The following is an 18023-nucleotide window of genomic DNA, read 5'->3' as shown; positions in this document are numbered from 1 at the left end:
CCTCTGAGGTTATTCTCTCATCCGGCAGAGCGCAAGGGGGGACTGGCCGTCCCGGCTGCTTCGCGCAGGGCGATCCGCCTTCGGCTGCTTCGCGCAGGGCGGTTCGCCTTCGGCCTCCGCTCCCTTTGGTCGCGATCCTTTGATCTGCGAATGCGTGTGTCAGAGTCGAGATGTGGGGTTCCCGGCGGTCTACTGGTCCAGCGAGGGATTGGCGTCCACGTGATCGACGACGAGGAACGTGGCCGGTACCTTGGCCGGCTGGAGCTTCAGTCCGAGCTGCTCTTCGACGGCGGAGAAAAAGCCGGGCTGGTCGGAGTCCTTGTCGTCATCCGGGGCGAAGTGCAGTGAGACATCGTAGAAACCCTGCAGGCCGGTATGGTCGACGACAGGGGCGCCGGCAGGGAAGCTGAGTAGCGAGGCGATCTGGCGCAGGCTTGCCGCGGTCCCCTGGACCATGCCTCGCGCGATGAAGTTGGGTGCTCCCTGGCCGGCATGGATGGCTTGAGCTTCATTCACATTGGCCGCTGAGGTCTGCTTCAGCCTGGGGCCTCCTTTGGCGACGACCATGGCAAAGCCGTCGACAGGCCGCTCGATGATGTGAACCTTCAGGTGGAACCGCTCGGCAAGCAGGGTTTGGAGCATGGGGGCGATATCCGTCTGCTGCCACGGATGATTGCCGGTGCTGGCGTTGATGTCGTAATAGCGGTCGAGTTCCTTCGACGGGCCATCGACGCGGTGGCTGTTGACGCCGTAGGCCATGGCGATGAGCACGCGCAGGTCCATGCACGTGACACTGTAATGCGTGCTGCCAGGCGGCAGCATGCTGGCGCATCCACTGGTGAGATGAGAGGGGCGGACGGTGGCCACGTCGAAGGCTTTCGCATGATCGCCGGCACCGGGTAAAGAGGGTTCCTGCTCTGTCTGAGCATGCACGGAGTGGATATTCATGAGGCCGGCGGTGAGAGGCAGGCCGATAACGCAGACTACCGCGGCGGCGAGGGTCAGCTTGCGCGCGCGGGTGAGCTCGCGATGCGAGAGGCCATCCAGGATGCGCTCGATGCGGTGTTTGAGGCTGCCGCCACTGACGCCGGCCATGGCCTGCGCAGGGGCTTCGACATAGAACCTGCACACGTTCAGGATGCTCATCGCGTAGATTTCGGCGTCGCTGCCTTCTGTAACGACGTGCTCATCGCAGGCGCGCTCTCGCTCGTCGATGAGTCTTGCTCGAATGAGCCATACTGCGGGGTGAAACCAGAAGAGGATATGCACGATGGCGTGCAGTGCTGCGGAGAGATTGTCGCGGCGGCGGACATGGCACAGCTCATGCGCATAAATCGCTTCGAGTTCCTGCATGGAGATGCGCTCGAGAAGGTCTTTCGGAATGAGAATGCGCGGGCGGATGGCGCCGAAAACTCCGGGCTCGATAGAGCCTTCGCATTGCAGCAGTGGGACGCCGGCGACTTCTCCAATCGGCCGGGCGCGGCGCGCAATGGCGCGCAGGCTGAGCCAGTTGCGAAGCCAGGAGAGGAGCATCACGAGCGCTCCGGCTATCCACAAAGAGAACGCGAAGCGCCAGAGATGTTCTGTGGTCCTGTGCGCATGCGTGGTCACCAGGGATGCGGCTGTATCTGTCACTGTGGGCAGGGTGTAGGGCTGTACGGAGTGCCATAGCGCGCTGCTCACGGGAGTACCTGGCGCAGTAGCCGTCGAGATCGGGCGGATCGCATGGCCGATGGCGATCAACAAGGAGAACGGCAGAAGAAATTTTGCAGAAGCCGTCATCCAGAGCGCGTAGCGCAGGCTCGCGCGGTTGCTCCTGAAGGTGGCGGTCAAAATCCACACGAGGAGGACGACAACAGTCGATTGCCACAGGTGATTCAGGGTGCCCTGCTCGAGGCCGACCGGAATGCTCTCGCCGTTGATCACGAATGTTTTCCTGATCTTCTGGCTTTCAAAGCGGCTTCTGCCTCTCTCACATCTTTGAGCGAGAGACGGCCGGAGTTGACGAGATGGGCCATGACAGGTTCTGAGCGGCCTCCAAAGATGGAAAGCAGGTCTTCGATCAGGGCATGCTGCGCGTTCTCGCGGGTGATGAGGGGCCGGAAGAGATAAGCGTTGCCGGACTGGCCTGCGCGGCCGACGATGCCCTTCGCCTCCATGCGGAAGACGGTGGTCTGGACGGTGGTATAAGCCGGGCGGCGTTTCGCGGGGAGAGCCTGCTGGATGTCGCGCACAGAGCTTGCCCCGCAGTTCCAGAGGATATCCATCAGTTGGTATTCCAGCTTGGATAGCTTCACTGTGCCGCTCACGCCGTTCCTCCTACTTGTGTATGCGAATCCTACTACTTGTGTAGGCGAACAGGCAATCTGTGGATTTATTTTTTCAGGGAAGCTATGGATGGAAGGTCTGAGGCGGCTGACTCAGCGGAGCCGCAGGTCCCTCGACTCGCGTTGCTCGCTCGGGATGACAGGCTTTGGGATTTCTAGGAGATTCGTACTTTCTCACTGCTTCGCGCAGGGCCTTTTACCTTTGGCCTCTGCTCCCGTTGGTCGCGGGACTGTCCGTCCGGGCCTTTCGCCTGCGACCTCCGCTTCCTTTGGTTGCGGGACTGGGATGGTGCTGCGAGGCCAACCTGCCTCTTTGGGGGATTGAGGGGGTGACGCTCCGTCTCTACACTGAGAGCTGGTAGCGCATGCATGGCCTGGCTGGGCAGATGCGTCGTCTCGGGAGTATGAAAGCAGACCATCGATCCTGCCCCTCATGCAGGACGCGATGTGGAGTGTAAGGTGAGAGAGGATCCTGTACCCCGGGGGATGATGCATCGCTGGCGGCTGCCGGAATGGGGGCTGCGGCGCACGGTCCTGTTGCTGCTCGCGCTCGCGCCGCTGCTGTCGCCGCTCGTCAAGCCGTATCCCGACTACTACTTCATGTACCCCTGCCAGTTGGTCATAGGGTTGCTGGCAGGGGTCTGCTGCCTGGTCGCGGCGCGACGCAATCCCGGCGCGGAACGGCAATGGCGGCTGCTGAGCGCAGTGGTGTTTCTCGCCTCCTTCTTTTACGGGTACCTGACTCTCGGTCATTTTCATTCGGTCTATCCGAAGACGGGACTGTTTTCTCAGCAGATCCACGAGGGGATCCGCTCTGCCAACTTCAGTCTCAGGCTGGGGCTCATCCTGCTGGCGGTTTCCTTCTTTCGCTGGGAAGAGGACTGGCGGGTGCGGGCGCTGGATGCGACGCTGCTCGTCCTCTGCGTCGCGACTCTGTTTCCGGCGGAGCAGAGCGGGCAGAGTTTCGGGCACGGTGAGCTTCGCCAGGCGCTGAACTTCCTCCTCTTCTTCCTGTTCGCCTGCATTGCGCAGGCCGCCGCTGTCTCCAACACCTCGGAGGCGCTGCGCGGATTCTTCCGGGCGGTCACGATCTATCTCTGGGCCGGCGTTGTCATCCGGTTTCTCATCGACATCGTGGACTACACGCTGCTGCCCAAGCCCTACCTGCTGCCCACGGACCTGCTGGGGCCGCTGCCCGAGATCCTGCTTTGCGAGTTCGCCCTGCGCAAGCCGCCCAGGCCCCAAACCGGACCACAGACCGGGGCAAGCCCCCTGGAATGGGCCTTCATCGGCAATATGCAGGCTTCGATTCTCGCCATCGGGACCGCGGCTGTGGCCCTGTTTGTCCTGCAGCGGCATCTTGTCTGGTATGTGTTCTTCCTGGTTCTGATCGTCACCTGTTATGCGGTGCGAACGCACGTGTTCTATTCCCTGCTGCTGCGCGAGCAGCAGCGGCTGCAGGTGCAGGCGCGGCAGATGGAGACTCTGGCCATCACCGATCCTTTGACCGGCATCGGCAACCGGCGCTGGTTCGAGCGGCAGGTTCTGAGCTGCCTGGCTGCTCCCGAGCCTCCGGCGGTCGTCGTGATGCTGATCGATACGGACTCGTTCAAAGGGATTAACGATCGGTTCGGACATCACTCCGGCGATGCTGTGCTTTGCCGGGTGGCGGAAGTGCTGCAGGATGTGATCGGCCGGATCGAAGGGGCCTGCTGCTCGCGGCTGGGAGGAGACGAGTTTGCTGCGATGCTGCCGGGAGTGACCGCGGCGCAGGCTCAGGATGCCGCCGAGAGCTTCAGGAAGAAGATCGCGGACCTGGATTTCGAGGCGTCCCTGTTTCGCGATGCGAAGCACGATGGCGCTCTCGAAAAGGCTACGGTCAGCGTCGGCGTCGCCGCGGTGCAGGGACATCGCATCGAGTTTGGAACGCTGCTTCGCTGGGCGGATGCGGCGCTGTATCGCGCGAAGGCCGACGGCCGCAATTGCGTGCGCCTCATCGACCTGAGCAGCATGGATGCGATGGATGTGCTGTCTGCGGTGGAGAGCTTTCCCCGGATAGGCCGCGATCCGAATCTCTTTGCCGATATTCCCTAGAGCCGGTTATGCCTCCATCGAGCAACGCAATGGCTCAGTGCGCATTCGGTGGGGCAGGCCTTCGGGCTTCTTCTCCGTTGTTTTCCCGTTGTTGCATCTGGCTTTCCAGCTCTCTCTGATGGTCGTTCAGCAGGGCGTGAATCTGGTGATGGGTCTCATCGCTGATCGCGTGAATCTGTGGGCCGAGGCTTTCGCGGGATGAGGCTGGATTCTTGTCGAGCAGGGCTTGAATCCTGTCGTGATGCTCCTCAAGAAGAACCCGGACCTGCTTCTGCTGCTCAGGGGTGAGCTCGAGATCCTTTGTGAGCCGCGCGAGCTCCTGATCGATAGATTGCGGGGAGTGAATGGCTTGAAGTTCCTGGCTTGCGGAGGGAGGCTGCTGCGCGCTTTGCGCTGCGGCACTGAGCGCCTTTCCGAGCAGCACGATGCTGCACATGGCGAGGATGATTGCTCTGGCTGCTTTCTTCATGACGGCTCCCGGTGCTCCCTGTACGACGCGTTGCCTATACCTCGACAGACGGGAAAAATTTGGAAGAAGTCTCGATGAGAGAGCAAACAAAACCGCAGGTTCCTCCACTGCGCTTCACCATCCCATCGTGCCAACGGCGGGGGCCCCGGTTTGCTCCGGTCGAAATGACAACCCTTTCTCGTGGCTCTATGTGGATACGTCCTAGCGGAGATAGGTCAATGCGTCTTCCCACCAGGTTTGCAGGAGAGTGGCGGCGGGCAACGGCCTGGCGAGAGAGGTAGCCTGACCGGCCCACATCTGCATACGCTCCGGATCATTCTGGGCGGCGGCTTCGTCCCGCATGCTGCGCGTGAGAGCCCGCTGCACGGGGTATGGAGCCGGCGCTGGTCCTCTGGCTGCCGCTTCTTCGACATAGCGGGTGCGGACGGCTCTGCCGGTACGCCCTGAGAAGGCCCGGGTGAGGCGCGTGTCATGCGCTTCTGTCTTCTCCAGCCTGTCCGCATAGGTGGGATGAATCCCGGCTTCGGGTGTGCGCAGAAAACCTGTGCCGATCTGGACGGCGCTTGCGCCCAGGACCAGAGCTGCTGCGATGCCCCGGCCATCCGAGATGCCTCCTGTCGCAATGACTGGAAGAGACACCGCGTCGCAGACCTGCGGCAGTAATGCGAAGAGGCCTACGGCTTCTGCTTCCGCGTTTGCGGCATGGAATGCGCCACGATGGCCCCCGGCTTCCGCGCCCTGGGCAACGATCACGTCCGCGCCTGCTGCTTCGGCTGCGCGTGCTTCTGCCGCGGTGGTCGCCGTTGCAAACCAGAGGATGCCCTGCGCCTTCATCTCGTCGACAAAGGAGGGCGGGAAGAGACCCATGATCGACGAGATGACGCGAGGCTTTGCCTGTAGCAGGGCAAGACACTGTGCTTCGAAGTCCTGCAACGGCGTATCGCCTGCGTCCGCGGGAATTTCCGGTCCCCAGGAGCCGAGAAAGGCGCGCTGACGTTCTTCCGCTGCGGCATCGCGGACCGGAGGCGGATCGGGCACCCAGAGATTGATCTGGAACGGACCGCTGCTGTGCTGCCGGAATTCGTCTGCCCAGGAAGAGATCGCCTGGGGAGACATCAGGAGCGCGCCGCATGCGCCCATGCCTCCCGCATTGGCGATCGCGGAGGCGAGCGAAACCGGCGACGCGCCGGACATCGGAGCCATGAACACGGGCAGCGTGGCCCCGGCGCGTGCCGCAAAGCGAAGAGAGCGATGGAGAGGGCTTTCGTAAAACCTCTGTCCCATGTAGAAATCTTAGCTTTGTTTGCGTCGCCGTTGAGGTGCTTCGCGGCAGCGATTCTGCTCGTCGATGGAAGAGGGCTCAGATCGTATCCCCATATAGCTCAAGCAGGGACCTGTCATTTCGACCGGAGCAGGACAGTTGTATCGTCCTGCGGCTGCTCCGCGCAGGGCGTTTCGCCTTCGGCTTCCGCTCCCGTTGGTCGCGAGCTGGAGTGTTGCGGGGCTAAACAAAACCGCAGGTCCCTCCACTGCGCTTCCCCACCCCAGCGCACCAACATCGGGCGCGCCGGGGACCCCGGTTCGCTCCGGTCGGGATGACAACGATAAGGGTACGTTCTTTCTTTTCAGACCATCTCTATGGGGATACAACCTAGAGCGTCGAGAGCTGCAACGGATTCATGTAGTCGCGGAAGTGCGCCACTCGGCCGTCGCGCAAGGTTATGAACCAGACATAGCTGATTTCTCTTGGCGTGTCGTCCGCGACGCGCCGGTGATGGCCAGTGGCTTCGACGATGAGCTCGTCGCCGGCTTCGCGCACACGGATATCGCTGAGCGAGCCGAAGCGGATGCGGGCCGGAATCTGGCTCATATAGGCCGCGATGTCGTCCCGTCCTTCAAGGCGGCGTAGCGCGTTTGTGGGAGCGAACGGAAACTCGTGGATAGCGTCGGGCGTGTAGATTTCCATCCAGCCGCCGATATTCCCATCCTGCAGCGCACCGATGGCGCGGGCGAGCCATCCGGGCAGCGAAGAAGTAGCTGACATGACGAACCTCGAATAGAATTACGGACTGTGAGTCCTAAAAAGAAGCCTAGCATATCGGACTGTGAGTCCGAAAATATAAAAGTGCGGCGTGGGCGACCGGCGATCTCCACGGAGCGGGTGCTCGATGCGGCCGCCGCGCTCTTCGCCGATGCCGATTCTCCGCAAGCCGTAACGATGGATGCCATTGCAGCCAAAGCCGGCACGGGGAAGGGAACGCTGTTCCGCGCCTTCGGCAACCGCGAGGGGCTTCTCAGGGAGCTGTGGGCGCGAAAGCTGGCAGCGCTCCGGAGCGGCGTGGAAAAAGGCGATCCGCCGCTTGGGCCGGGAGCATTGCCGCAGGAGCGGGCGGTGGCGTTCCTCGACGCGCTGCTCCTGTTCAAGTTGAAAAACCGTCATCTCATCCGCGCGCTCGAGTTCGGTCCGGGCCTGCTTCAATCGGAGCATTACAGATGGATGCACGGTCTGCTGCAGCACTTTATCGAGCGTGCGGCAAGGGCGATCACGGAGGACGATGCAGGCTATGCCGCGCACGTTTTGCTGGCGGCGATCCATATCGATCTTGTCGAGGACATGATGGCGGGAGGCCTTTCGCCGGCATCGATCCGGCAGGCGCAGGCCGCGCATGTCCGGGCTCTGATTTCCAACGCTCGACGCCGCCGATGATATGGATCGGGCAGTTTGCTGCTTCGCGCTACCAGCGGACCTGCACCAGTGCGATGGACTCTCCCGGGAGTTCTGTTTTTATTTCGATTTGCCCATCGTGGACATCCTGCCATGTGGGTGAGCCGAGCAGCTCCAGCCCGGCGCGGTCGAGCAGCTGCGCGTACTGCTCCGAGGTGGGGTGTTGCGGCGATCCCATCTTCTTCCATGTGGTGTAGGCGTTGCTGTGGCTGGTGTCGATGCGGTATTGCTTCACCAGCACGCGCTTTGCCGCGGGCGGCAGGTCTGTAACCGTCAGCGTGACGGGCGCGGATGTGTCCTGGGCTTCCGCGTCGCGGTAGTTCCAGAGCAGAATGGCGGCTTCGTTCGCTGCCCTGGTGGCAAAGGCATCGATGTCGGATGCAGCACCGGCTCCGCTGGCCATGAGTTCGTCCAGCGGAATGGCGCCGTCGCTGTGCACGCTCACCCGCTGATCTTTCATCAGCGCGACCATGCGGAAGAGGTTGAGGATCGGCTCGTCGATTCCGTTGGTCGAGAGCGAGCGAAAGCCTTCGAAATAGTCCCTGTTCTCAAACTCGAAGGACCAGCTCAGCATGGCGATGAGGTTGACGCGGTACTTGTCCTGCAGCGCAAAGAGCGCCTTGTAGGCGGCTGCGGTGTAGGCCGGGTAGAGCGTGCCGTTCCTGTAGTCGTTGGCGGGATTCACTTTGCTCGAGCAGGCGGCGCAGCCTTCCGGATCGGCCTCGCTGAGGATGATGGGCAGGTTGTGGAACCTGGCGAAGGAGGCCACGGTCGCGAATCCGCGGTCCACGTCTTTCAGCTCCTTGTCGAGGCCCATGCGGACCTGTCCATCGACGATCTGCGGCTGGCCTTTGACGTGGAAGGAGATGAAGTCCAGCGGGATGGAGCTGCCGGTGGCCGCGCTTCTGCCGGTCGCGACATGGGTGAGGAAGTTCCTGAGGAAGGCGTTGGCTTTGTCGCTGCGCGGACTGGTGCTTGCCGGTCCTCCGACTCTGGCTTCGGGAAGCGCGGCGCGCACGCCTGCGACGGCGTAGTCGTAGAGCTTCCAATAGTCTTCTGGCGAGGCGTGCCAGTAGTCGATGTCGGGCTCATTCCAGACTTCGAAGTACCACTGCCGCACGGTGTCCCGCCCGTAGCGTTCTACCAGGTGCGCGACGACGACGCGCACCAGCTCGCGCCACTTGTTGTAGTCCCTGGGAGGATTGTTGGAGGCTCCGGAGATGGTGCTCTGCGGATAGTGGACCTGGTATTGCGTGCGATCGGGCAGGTTCGCCGCGAGATCCCTGGGCATGAAGCCGAGTTCGACCATCGGCCGCACGCCCGCTGCCTTGTATGCGTCGAAGATGCCGTCGAGGAGGGTGAAATCGTAGATGGGCCTGCCGCCTGCGTCTTCGCGGTAGACGTTGGTCGAGCTCCACTTGAGCTCGGGCACGCCGTTTCCGGAGGTGAGCAGATGATGTGCCCGGATGTATACCGGCACCGGGCTCAGATCATGCAGCTCGCCGAGCAGCTTCCGGCCGTTGGGCATGGTGGTGTAGTTGCTCTCGTCGTAGCCGAACCAGCTGTAGATGGGCTTGTACGGGCCTACGGGCTGGGCGAGATCGACTGCGATGTGTACCGGCGTGCCGCTCGAGGGCGGGATCGGCGCCGGGATTGTGGCCTGTCCCGGGGCCGTGGGGGCCGAGAGCGACAACAGAGCGAAGGCCAACGCCCACACGTGACGGGCAAACCGCATAACGTCTCCTCAAAGGCGATGCCGGAACGGCAATCGAAGGGCTGACGTATCCCAGTAAAACAGGTTCCAGCATCCTTCGTCCGCCTGGAGCAGCCGGTGATCCATTTAAAGCCAACTCGAGGGCTGGCCGTCCCGGCGCTACCCGCGCTGCGTTTTGCCTTCGGCCTCCGCTCCCGTTGGTCGCGGGACTGGCCGTCCAGGCGATTGCGCTTCGCGCCCCGCTCCCTTTGGTCGCGATCCTTTGTTCTGGGAATGCTTTTGGGAACCCATGTCTCAGAAGCGAGACATGGGGCACCCTTGATTTTCTCTTCTGAGAATTCTTTGCGTGCTTTGCGTCTTGGCGGCTTGGCGCTGAACGAGGGATGCTGGCCAGAGTTCGGAACCCTCTGTGCTCTCTGTGTCCTCTGTGGTGAATGCTTCTTGCATCCTGCGAGCCCACATCTCGAACGGAACGAGATGTGGGGCACCCTTCTTTTCTCTCTCTCCGGGCTTACTTTTAGATTGGTGTGAGACCCACCCATGACGAAAAGCTGTCATGGGTGGGGCACCCGGGTTCTCTCTTCTGAAAATTCCTTGCGTGCGTTGCTCGTTACAATGACGAGAATGCCAGCACGCAAAAATAGCCCTGCTCAGGTTCTGTTCGCGAGCCTTATTGGCACGACGATCGAGTTTTTCGATTTCTACATCTATGCGACAGCGGCGGTTCTGGTCTTTCCGAAGCTGTTCTTCAAGCCGGGCGATGCGAGCTCGGCGGTGCTGGCTTCGCTGGCGACCTTCGGGATCGCGTTTGTAGCGCGGCCGATCGGGTCGGCGCTCTTCGGCCACTTCGGCGACCGGCTGGGGCGCAAGACCACGCTGGTGCTGGCGCTGATGACGATGGGCCTCTCGACCTTCCTGATCGGAACGCTGCCCGGATATCAGAAGATCGGCGTGCTGGCTCCGCTGCTGCTCTCGCTCTGCCGCTTCGGGCAGGGTGTGGGACTGGGCGGCGAGTGGGGCGGCGCGGTGCTGCTTGCGGTGGAGAATGCGCCTCCGGGCAAGCGCGCCATCTATGGCATGTTCCCGCAGCTGGGCGCGCCGCTCGGCTTCCTGCTCTCGGGCGGCATGTTCTACCTGCTCTCGCATCAGCTCACCAACGCGCAGTTTCTGGTCTGGGGATGGCGGCTGCCTTTCCTGCTGAGTGCGACGCTGGTGGTGCTGGGGCTCTATGTCCGGCTGACGATTACCGAGACGCCTGCGTTCCAGGAGTTAGCCAAGCAATCGCATACAGTCGGCTTCCCCATGGCGACGGTCTTCCGGCGGCAGCTCCGGGCGCTGGTGGCAGGCGTGCTCATCAGCCTGGCCACGTTCGTGCTGTTCTACCTGATGACGGTCTTTGCGCTTTCGTGGGGCACCACGGCGCTGCACATGCCGCGCGAGCGGTTTCTGCTGATGCAGATGTTCGGAACGCTGTTCTTCGCGGCGACGATTCCCATCTCCGCGGTGATGGCCGAGAAGGGCCGGATGCGGGTGATGATCGGAGTCACGATTCTGATTGCGCTCTTTGGCCTGGGGCTGGCGCCACTGTTCTCGGCGGGCGTGAGCGGAGCGACGGCGATGCTGGCTCTCGGACTGGCGCTGATGGGGATTACGTATGGGCCGCTGGGCACGGTGATCTCCGAGCTGTTTCCGACCGAAACGCGCTACACGGGGAGCTCGCTGGCCTTCAGCCTGGCCGGGATTCTGGGGGCGTCGCTGGCTCCGTACATCGCGACATGGCTGGCGAAGAGCTACGGTCTGCCGTATGTGGGGTATTACCTCTCGACCTCGGCGGTGCTGACGCTGCTGGGGCTGCTGCTGGTGCCGAAGGGAGCTGGCTCGGTTCAGGGGTGAAGCGGCGAGTGGGAAGAGTTCGGCGGGTGGCCCATACAAGCCAGGGGTTGGCTTGTGTGGGGAAGCACAAGCCCGGATTTCTTTGCGTGCTTTGCGGAACTTCGCGTCTTGGCGCGAAACCGGGATGCTTGCAGTGGCACGGAATCCCCTGTGTCCTCTGTGGTGAATCTTTTTGTTCCCCACCCGAGCAAACTCGGCTCAAGTGGGCCACCGCCGGGGTTCTTGCCTTCCCGCCCAAGCGGAGCTTGGACGGGGCACCCTCATCCTCGATATTCCTGCCTGAGTTCTGAGCTTCCCTATTCAAGCCAACCCCTGGGCTTGTATGGGTCACCCGTTTGTTCCTTTACTGACCGCTTTATCCCTGAACCAGCTTCCTGTATTCGAGGAACATCGTCACCCGCCAGGTGAGGATCATGCCGAAGGCGAGGACGAAGAAGAGCGCCGCCGTCTGCTGGAGCGAAATGATGTGGCCGATGTAGTCGCGGGCGAAGTAGCGGACCGCGGCCAGCACCAGCACCACGGCGAAGAAGAACTTCGAGCGCTGCATCAGGATCGTATCGCCCTCGCGCACCAGCTTCGAGGTGTGGATCAGCGGCAGGGAGAGCAGCGCCGCGCCGATGAGGAAGGCAGCCAGCGCCCAGAGCCAGGGAACGCGGCAGGCCGGAGCCAGAAACATGCAGAATCCGGTGGCCATGCCCATGGGCGGAATAAGGATGGTCTTCTGCGTGACCGGCCGGCGGCCTTCACGCAGGCGCCACAGCATCACGGCGAAGAGGCCGATGATGGCACCGACAGCAGATGTACCCGGAGCAAGAAACATTTCCTCCCCATGGTACCTGCTGCGCGCAGGGCGATCCGCCTTCGGCACGCGCTCCCGTTGGTCGCTATCTTTTATTCTGCGAACCCACGTCTCAGAATCGAGACGTGGGGCACCCGAGTTTCTCTCTGCTAAAAGCTTTGCGCTAAAAGCATGCGCGTGGAAGCAGGCATCTCTCCGTGCTCTCGGCTGCGGTATGCGCTCCCGATGCTCGCGGTTCGGGGCTTTTTCTGTGCTTACGGTTAGCTCACCTCTTCTCTCTTGCAAGTTGCGGGAGCGGGGAGCAGGTTAGAGGTGCAGGCAGGTGTCTCGTGCGTCCGCGAGCTCCGCATCGTGAGAGGAGAAAACCCGGATGTTCAGGAACATTGCGGTGGCATACGAGGATCGGCCGGAGTCGGCACGCGCATTCGCCCGTGCCGTGGAGTTTACGCGGCTATCCGGGGCGCGGCTGATGGTGGTTGCGATTGCCGAACCGCTGCCGGCTTATACCGCGTACAGCGCGGCTTCCGACCCCTCGGCGATCCATACGCTGGAGCAGGACAAGGCGGCGTTTTACGAGGCATGGAAGCAGCGGATGGTCGAGACAGGCAGGGCTGAGGGCGTGGAGATCTCCGCTCACGTGCTGACGGGCAATACGGTGCGGGCGGTGGTGGAGTTTACCGCCACGCACGAGATCGATCTGCTCGTCGTCGGCCTGCACAGGCACTCGCTTCGCATGTCGAGCCTGTGGAGCGTGGTGTACTCGCTGGCCCAGGAAGTGGACTGCAGCATTCTCGGCGTCCACTAGCTGCTGCGTGCAGGGCGCTGCTGCTCGGAGGGCGCTGCTGCGCGCAGGGCGAATCGCCTTCGGCCTCTGCTCCCGTTGGTCGCGGTGACTGGCCGTCACGGGCGATTGCGCTTCGCGTCTCCGCTCCCTTTGGTCGCGAGGACTGGCCGTCCGGGCGATTGCGCTTCGCGTCCCGCTCCCTTTGGTCGCGAGCTTGCTTTGTGCGGGAGGGGAAGAGAATCGCAGGTCCCTCGACTCGCTTTGCTCGCTCGGGATGACAAATGGAAGAAGTGGGCTTTGGAAACATCGGTCCTTCGGAGCCCCACCCATGACCCACTGCCTGTCATGGGTGGGGCTCCTGGTTTTACGCTTCTACCTGAGCCCTGAGCTGGAAGCGAAGAGCTGCTCTCAGTATCCTGCGGCCTTGCCGAAGGTGTGGCGGTTGTCATGGCCGCCTTCCAGCTCTCCGGTTTCGGGGTCTACGGCGATGCATTCGCCGTCGCTCCAGTGGCTGCTGATCTTGAGCTGGTATCCCATGGCGCGGAGGCCTTCGATGGTCGTGTCGGAGAAGCCGGGCTCGAGGTAGAGCACGTCGGGCAGGTACTGGTGATGGAAGCGCGGGGCGTCGACGGCCTGCTGGATGTTGAGGCCTTCGTCGACGGTGCTCAGCAGGATGTTGGCGACCGTGGTGATGATGCGTCCGCCGCCGGGCGAGCCTAAGACCAGACGCACTTTACCGCCCTTATCGAGCACGATGGTCGGGGTCATGGCGGAGAGCGGGCGCTTTCCGGGTTCGATCGCGTTGGCCGGGCCCTGAATGAGGCCGTACATGTTGGGCACGCCCTGCTTGGAGGCGAAGTCATCCATCTCGTCGTTGAGCAGGAAGCCGAGGCCCTCGGCGGTGACGGCGGAGCCGAAGCCGTTGTTGAGCGTGGTGGTCACCGAGACGGCGTCGCCGTCGGCATCCATGACGGAGAAGTGCGTGGTCTGCGTCGACTCGTGGCGGATGTCGGACATGGTGGGCGGCGGCGGCAGGAAGCCCGCGGGGCGCTTCAGGTCCTTTGACGGCGTGGCCGTGTCTTCGACGATACTCTTGCGCCAGGCGGCGGCGTAGTCCTTGCTGGCGAGCTGCTCGAGCGGGATCTTCACGTAGTCCGGGTCGCCGAGGTAGTCGCTGCGGTCCATGTAAGCGCGGCGGTAGGCTTCGACGAGAAGATGCATCTCCTCGGGGGTGCGGTCTTTCCAGCGGGTGAGGTTGTAGCCCTCGAGGATGTTGAGCGCCTCGATGAGGACGATGCCTCCTGAGGATGGCGGCGGGGCGCTGACGACGGTAAGGTCGTGATAGGTTCCGGTGACTGGCTCGCGCTCCTTCACGGTGTAGCGGGCCAGGTCTTCAGTGGTGATGAGGCCGCCGCCCTTCTGGATGTCTTCGGCCAGCTTCTTTGCGATGGCGCCGTGGTAGAAGTCGTCGGGATCTTTGGCGATGGTGCGCAGGGTCTTCGCGAGGTCGGGCTGGCGGAAGAATTCGCCGGGCTGGTAGTAGTTGCCGTTGCGCTGGAAGATACGCTTCGACTCGGGGAATGCGGAGAGGGTCTTGTCGTGGTACTCGCCGGCCTCTTCGGTGGAGAGGACGAAGCCGTCGGTGGCGAGGCGGATGGCCGGGGCCATCACCTGCTCGAGGGTGAGCTTGCCGTACTTCTTTTCGGCGTAGACCATGCCGGCGACCGAGCCGGGCACGCCGATGGCCTTGTAGCCGGTGATGCTGGCGTCCGGAATGACGTTCCCCTGCTTGTCGAGATACATGTTCTCGCTGGCGGCCTGCGGAGCGCGCTCGCGGTAGTCGAGGAAGGTGTTCTTGCCGTCGGCGAGATGGATGAGCATGAAGCCGCCGCCGCCGATGTTTCCCGCTGCCGGATGGACGACGGCGAGAGCGAACTCGGTGGCCACGGCCGCGTCGACGGCGTTGCCGCCTTCGCGGAGGATTTCCACGCCTGCGTCGGTCGCCGCGTGGTGGATGCTGACCACCATGGCGTGCTTCGTCCGCACCGGCTTTTCGGTGGCCAGCTGTTCGGCCGAGACGGCAGGGTGATTGCGGCTGTCGTCGGGTGCGGCGTCCTGCGCGTGCGCGCAGGCTCCGAGAGCGAAGGCGAGGAGCGTGGAGAGCAGGGCAGCGTGGGGTCGCTTCATCTTGAGGGGAAGGATATAGCCTCCAGCTGCCAGCTCCTAGAACGTATTCTCATAGCCATTTCACAAATTGTCCTTTCGACCGGAGCAGGACAGTTCTATCGTCCTGCGGAGTGGAGAAACCTGCGGTTCTGCTGCGCGCAGGGCGGGACTGGCCGTCCAGGCCTTTTGCGCTTCGCGCCTCCGCTCCCGTTGGTCGCGGCGCTAACCGCGCGGCATTCTGCCTTCGGCCTCCGCTCCTTTTGGTCGCGAGCTGGCGTGTTGCGGGGTGAAGCAAAACCGCAGCTTCCTCCACTTCGCTTCGCTCCGGTCGGAATGACAAAGTAAGAAGGAGGCTCCGGTCGGGATGACAACGATATGGGTACGTTCTTTAGTTTCAGAACAGCTCTATGGGGGATACGCCCTAGCTTTTCGCTTCCGGCTTTCCGGTCCGGGCGTGCTTCGAGATTGGTGTGAGACCCACCCATGACGAAAAACGGTCATGGGTGGGTCACGCGGGTGTTCTTCCTCTCTCCCTTATCCGGGATTCTCATGTCTCGGAATCGGGACATGGGACACCCGGCTTCCGGGTTTTCCCCGGACATGAGCGTGGAAGCGCGCTATCATCGGGCAGCTTTCGCCCATGGGAAAGTTCATAACAGGCTCTAAAGGGGGTGACCGCTTCGCCGATGCCGGAACAGGAGACACCGCCGGGCACCTCCGGGTTGTGGCTGCGCCTGTTGCGGCTGCACGATGAGACGTTTTCCGACGCCGGCCGAGTGCGGCTGAAGCATGTTGTCGTATGGGCCAGTCTGGTGGGATTCTTTCTCCACCTCGGGCTGATTCTGGCGGCGCGCTGCCTGCCGCATGCGCACCTGCTGATGGAGATGGCAGGCACGCACTACCTGGCGGCCATCGCGACGCCCTTCAACTTCATCCTCTTCTACGAGGTGATGACGTTGATCGCGGCGCTGCCGGCTTCGACGACGCGCTCCATCGCCAACCAGTTCGAGATTGTTTCGCTGGTCTTCATCCGCGAGGTCTTCAAGGACTTCGCGATGGCCGACCGTCCGGAGTGGGTGAAGCAGGACCCGCATGCCGCGCTGCCGCTGGTCCTCGACATGGGGTCAGGGCTGCTGATGTTCCTGCTGACGGCCGTCTTTCAGCACCTGGCGCAACGGCAGGTGCCCATGCCCAGGACGGCCAAGCTGCTGCGGGGACGGGAGGAGTTCATTGCCCAGAAGAAGGTTGTTTCTCTGGGCCTGACGCTGCTGCTGCTGGTGCTGGCCTGTTATCACCTGACGCGCTTCCTGCTGGACGTGTGGCATGTGGCGACCCTGGGTGGTGCGGTCTCCTTCGAGTCAGCCGGCATTTTCTACAACGACCTGTTCACGGTGATGATCTTTACCGACGTGGTGGTGCTGATTCTCTCGCTGGTGGTTTCGGCGCGTTATGAGATGGTCTTCCGCAACGCGGCGTTCGTCGCCTCGATCATTGTCATTCGCTTCGCGCTCACCGAGCCGCAGCCCTGGGGCGCGCTCATCGCGCTTTCGGCGATGGCCTTCGCCATCCTCACCCTGCTGGTCTTCAACTACCACTCCGCGGTGCGCGCCGCCGGAACACAGACTATCCCCGACGAGCACTAGGACTGGCCGTCCAGGCCTTTCGCTTCGCGTGGCGCTCCCTTTGGTCGCGATTTGGGGTTCTTCACGGTGGGGACGAAAAGGGGTGCCCCGTCCAAGCTTGCTTGGGCGGGAGGGAGCGGACCTTCGTAATGCCGGCATCCTGCGAACCCACATCTCGAACAGAACGAGATATGGGGCACCCGGGTTTTACGATCTATCTGAGCCCTGAGCCCTGAGCCCTGAGCCCTGAGCCCTGAGCCCTGAGCCCTGAGCCCTTCGGGGTTCTTACCCGCTATGCTGAATCAGTTATGTCCACGGTTCTGCGCTCGTATTCGAAGATCAATCTTGGCTTGGCGATCGGGCCGACGCGTCCGGACGGCTTTCATGGCCTGACGACCTGCTATCAGACGTTGGAGGCGCATGACCTGGTGTCCGTCGCGGTGCGCCGCGCGGATGCGACGGCGATTTCGCTCTCCTGTGACGATGCGCGGGTGCCCTGCGATGGGCGGAATACGGCCTGGAAGGCCGTGGAGCGGACGCTGGAGGCGATGGGAGTGACGGCGGAGGTCGCGATCCACATCGACAAGCGGCTGCCGGTGCAGGGCGGCATGGGCGCGGGGTCGGCGAACGCGGCGGCAGCGGCGCTGGCGCTGGAGATCGAGCTGGAAGAGCTTGGGCTGGTGCCGGAGGCGTGGGCGACGCGGGCCGGGGCGGTACATTCCGGTGCGGCGCGGCTGGAGATTGCCGCGGCGGTGGGCTCCGATGTGCCGCTGTTTCTTGTTGGCGGGGCGGTGCTGGGGGTAAGCCGGGGCGAGGAGGTCTATCCGCTGCCGGATTTCGAGCCGGTGCACTGCGTGGTGGCGCTGCCGGAGATCGGGGTTTCGACGCCGGAGGCGTTTCGGGACTGGGACCGGCTGTATGCGGAGCGGGCTTCCGCGTTGGCCGCATCTCCATTGACTGGGGCTCCGCCCTCCGATAGACTTAGTGAGTTGAGTAAGGCTCTCGCTGCTGCCATGAGCGAGCCGCACTCCTCCGGTGTCTTCCGCAATGCGGGGGGCCTGGCCGAGAGATCGAAGGTTTCTGCAGGATCTGTAGAGGCATCGAACCCGCTTCTCGCGCTTGTCCGAACCGGGATTGAAAACGACTTCGAAGAAGTTGTCTTTCCGCGATATCCCCAGCTCGGACAAATCAAGCGTGTGTTAGCGGACTCCGGTAAACCGGGGCATGCGGCGATCTATGCCTGTCTCTCCGGTTCGGGATCGGCCCTTTTCGGGCTGTACCGGACGGCGGAGGCGGCCGAGGCAGCGGGAACGCGGCTGGAAGAGCAGGGCATACGATCCCTGCGGACGAAGACCCTGCCGCGGGACCGCTACTGGGGTGGGATGAGAGTGGAGTAGAGTTCTCAGTTGTCAGTCCTCAGTCACTGAGGA

Annotated in this window: 14 protein-coding genes; 6 read left to right on the top strand and 8 right to left on the bottom strand. The window is 62.8% G+C overall.

Annotated elements, in window-relative coordinates:
• Positions 1-189: 189 nt before the first annotated feature.
• The gene (locus ESZ00_RS17295; RefSeq protein ID WP_129209629.1) at positions 190-1926 is read right to left on the bottom strand and encodes a M56 family metallopeptidase; all 1737 of its coding nucleotides are present in this window, start codon (positions 1924-1926) and stop codon (positions 190-192) included.
• Positions 1923-2309: a BlaI/MecI/CopY family transcriptional regulator gene (locus tag ESZ00_RS17290; protein ID WP_229741143.1), complete on the bottom strand. Its 387-nt coding sequence runs from the start codon at positions 2307-2309 to the stop codon at positions 1923-1925. Before ESZ00_RS17290 ends, ESZ00_RS17295 begins: the two co-directional genes overlap by 4 nt.
• Positions 2310-2813: 504 nt before the next feature.
• Here ESZ00_RS17290 and ESZ00_RS17285 point away from each other — a divergent pair.
• Entirely contained in the window at positions 2814-4421 is a 1608-nt protein-coding gene (locus ESZ00_RS17285; RefSeq protein WP_129209627.1) for a GGDEF domain-containing protein, read from the top strand.
• A gap of 34 nt (positions 4422-4455) precedes the next feature.
• On the opposite strand, the gene ESZ00_RS17280 is transcribed toward ESZ00_RS17285, so the two are convergent.
• The 3 genes from ESZ00_RS17280 to ESZ00_RS17270 form a co-directional block, all read right to left on the bottom strand.
• Positions 4456-4890, bottom strand: a complete 435-nt coding sequence (locus ESZ00_RS17280; RefSeq protein WP_129209625.1) for a hypothetical protein — start codon at positions 4888-4890, stop codon at positions 4456-4458.
• 201 nt (positions 4891-5091) lie between these two features.
• Complete coding sequence (locus ESZ00_RS17275) at positions 5092-6174, bottom strand: NAD(P)H-dependent flavin oxidoreductase (RefSeq protein WP_129209623.1); 1083 nt, start codon at positions 6172-6174, stop codon at positions 5092-5094.
• 367 nt (positions 6175-6541) lie between these two features.
• Positions 6542-6934, bottom strand: a complete 393-nt coding sequence (locus ESZ00_RS17270; RefSeq protein ID WP_129209621.1) for a nuclear transport factor 2 family protein — start codon at positions 6932-6934, stop codon at positions 6542-6544.
• A gap of 117 nt (positions 6935-7051) precedes the next feature.
• Between ESZ00_RS17270 and ESZ00_RS17265 the strand changes: the two genes are divergently transcribed.
• Positions 7052-7597, top strand: a complete 546-nt coding sequence (locus tag ESZ00_RS17265; RefSeq protein WP_129209619.1) for a TetR/AcrR family transcriptional regulator — start codon at positions 7052-7054, stop codon at positions 7595-7597.
• Between the two features lie 28 nt (positions 7598-7625).
• On the opposite strand, the gene ESZ00_RS17260 is transcribed toward ESZ00_RS17265, so the two are convergent.
• Complete coding sequence (locus ESZ00_RS17260; protein ID WP_129209617.1) at positions 7626-9350, bottom strand: GH39 family glycosyl hydrolase; 1725 nt, start codon at positions 9348-9350, stop codon at positions 7626-7628.
• Positions 9351-9953: 603 nt separating this feature from the next.
• On the opposite strand from ESZ00_RS17260, the gene ESZ00_RS17255 reads away from it, so the two are divergent.
• Positions 9954-11222 (top strand): MFS transporter, encoded by a 1269-nt coding sequence (locus tag ESZ00_RS17255; protein WP_229741142.1) that lies wholly within the window; start codon positions 9954-9956, stop codon positions 11220-11222.
• 355 nt (positions 11223-11577) lie between these two features.
• On the opposite strand, the gene ESZ00_RS17250 is transcribed toward ESZ00_RS17255, so the two are convergent.
• Positions 11578-12042 (bottom strand): CcdC family protein, encoded by a 465-nt coding sequence (locus ESZ00_RS17250; protein WP_129209614.1) that lies wholly within the window; start codon positions 12040-12042, stop codon positions 11578-11580.
• A 349-nt stretch (positions 12043-12391) separates the two neighbouring features.
• Between ESZ00_RS17250 and ESZ00_RS17245 the strand changes: the two genes are divergently transcribed.
• A complete protein-coding gene (locus ESZ00_RS17245; protein ID WP_129209612.1) occupies positions 12392-12826 on the top strand; it encodes a universal stress protein in 435 nt (144 codons plus the stop codon).
• Positions 12827-13213: 387 nt separating this feature from the next.
• Here ESZ00_RS17245 and ggt read toward each other — a convergent pair whose 3' ends face one another.
• On the bottom strand, positions 13214-14992 hold the full coding sequence (gene ggt / locus ESZ00_RS17240) for a gamma-glutamyltransferase (protein ID WP_129209610.1): 1779 nt from the start codon (positions 14990-14992) through the stop codon (positions 13214-13216).
• A gap of 650 nt (positions 14993-15642) precedes the next feature.
• On the opposite strand from ggt, the gene ESZ00_RS17235 reads away from it, so the two are divergent.
• Both ESZ00_RS17235 and ESZ00_RS17230 read left to right on the top strand, forming a co-directional pair.
• Entirely contained in the window at positions 15643-16614 is a 972-nt protein-coding gene (locus ESZ00_RS17235) for a hypothetical protein (RefSeq protein ID WP_129209607.1), read from the top strand.
• 287 nt (positions 16615-16901) lie between these two features.
• Positions 16902-17990 (top strand): 4-(cytidine 5'-diphospho)-2-C-methyl-D-erythritol kinase, encoded by a 1089-nt coding sequence (locus ESZ00_RS17230; protein WP_129209605.1) that lies wholly within the window; start codon positions 16902-16904, stop codon positions 17988-17990.
• Positions 17991-18023 lie beyond the last annotated feature (33 nt).

Source organism: Silvibacterium dinghuense, from assembly GCF_004123295.1.
GTDB classification, from domain to species: Bacteria; Acidobacteriota; Terriglobia; order Terriglobales; family Acidobacteriaceae; genus Silvibacterium; species Silvibacterium dinghuense.
This window is presented reverse-complemented; position numbering and strand designations above follow the sequence as displayed.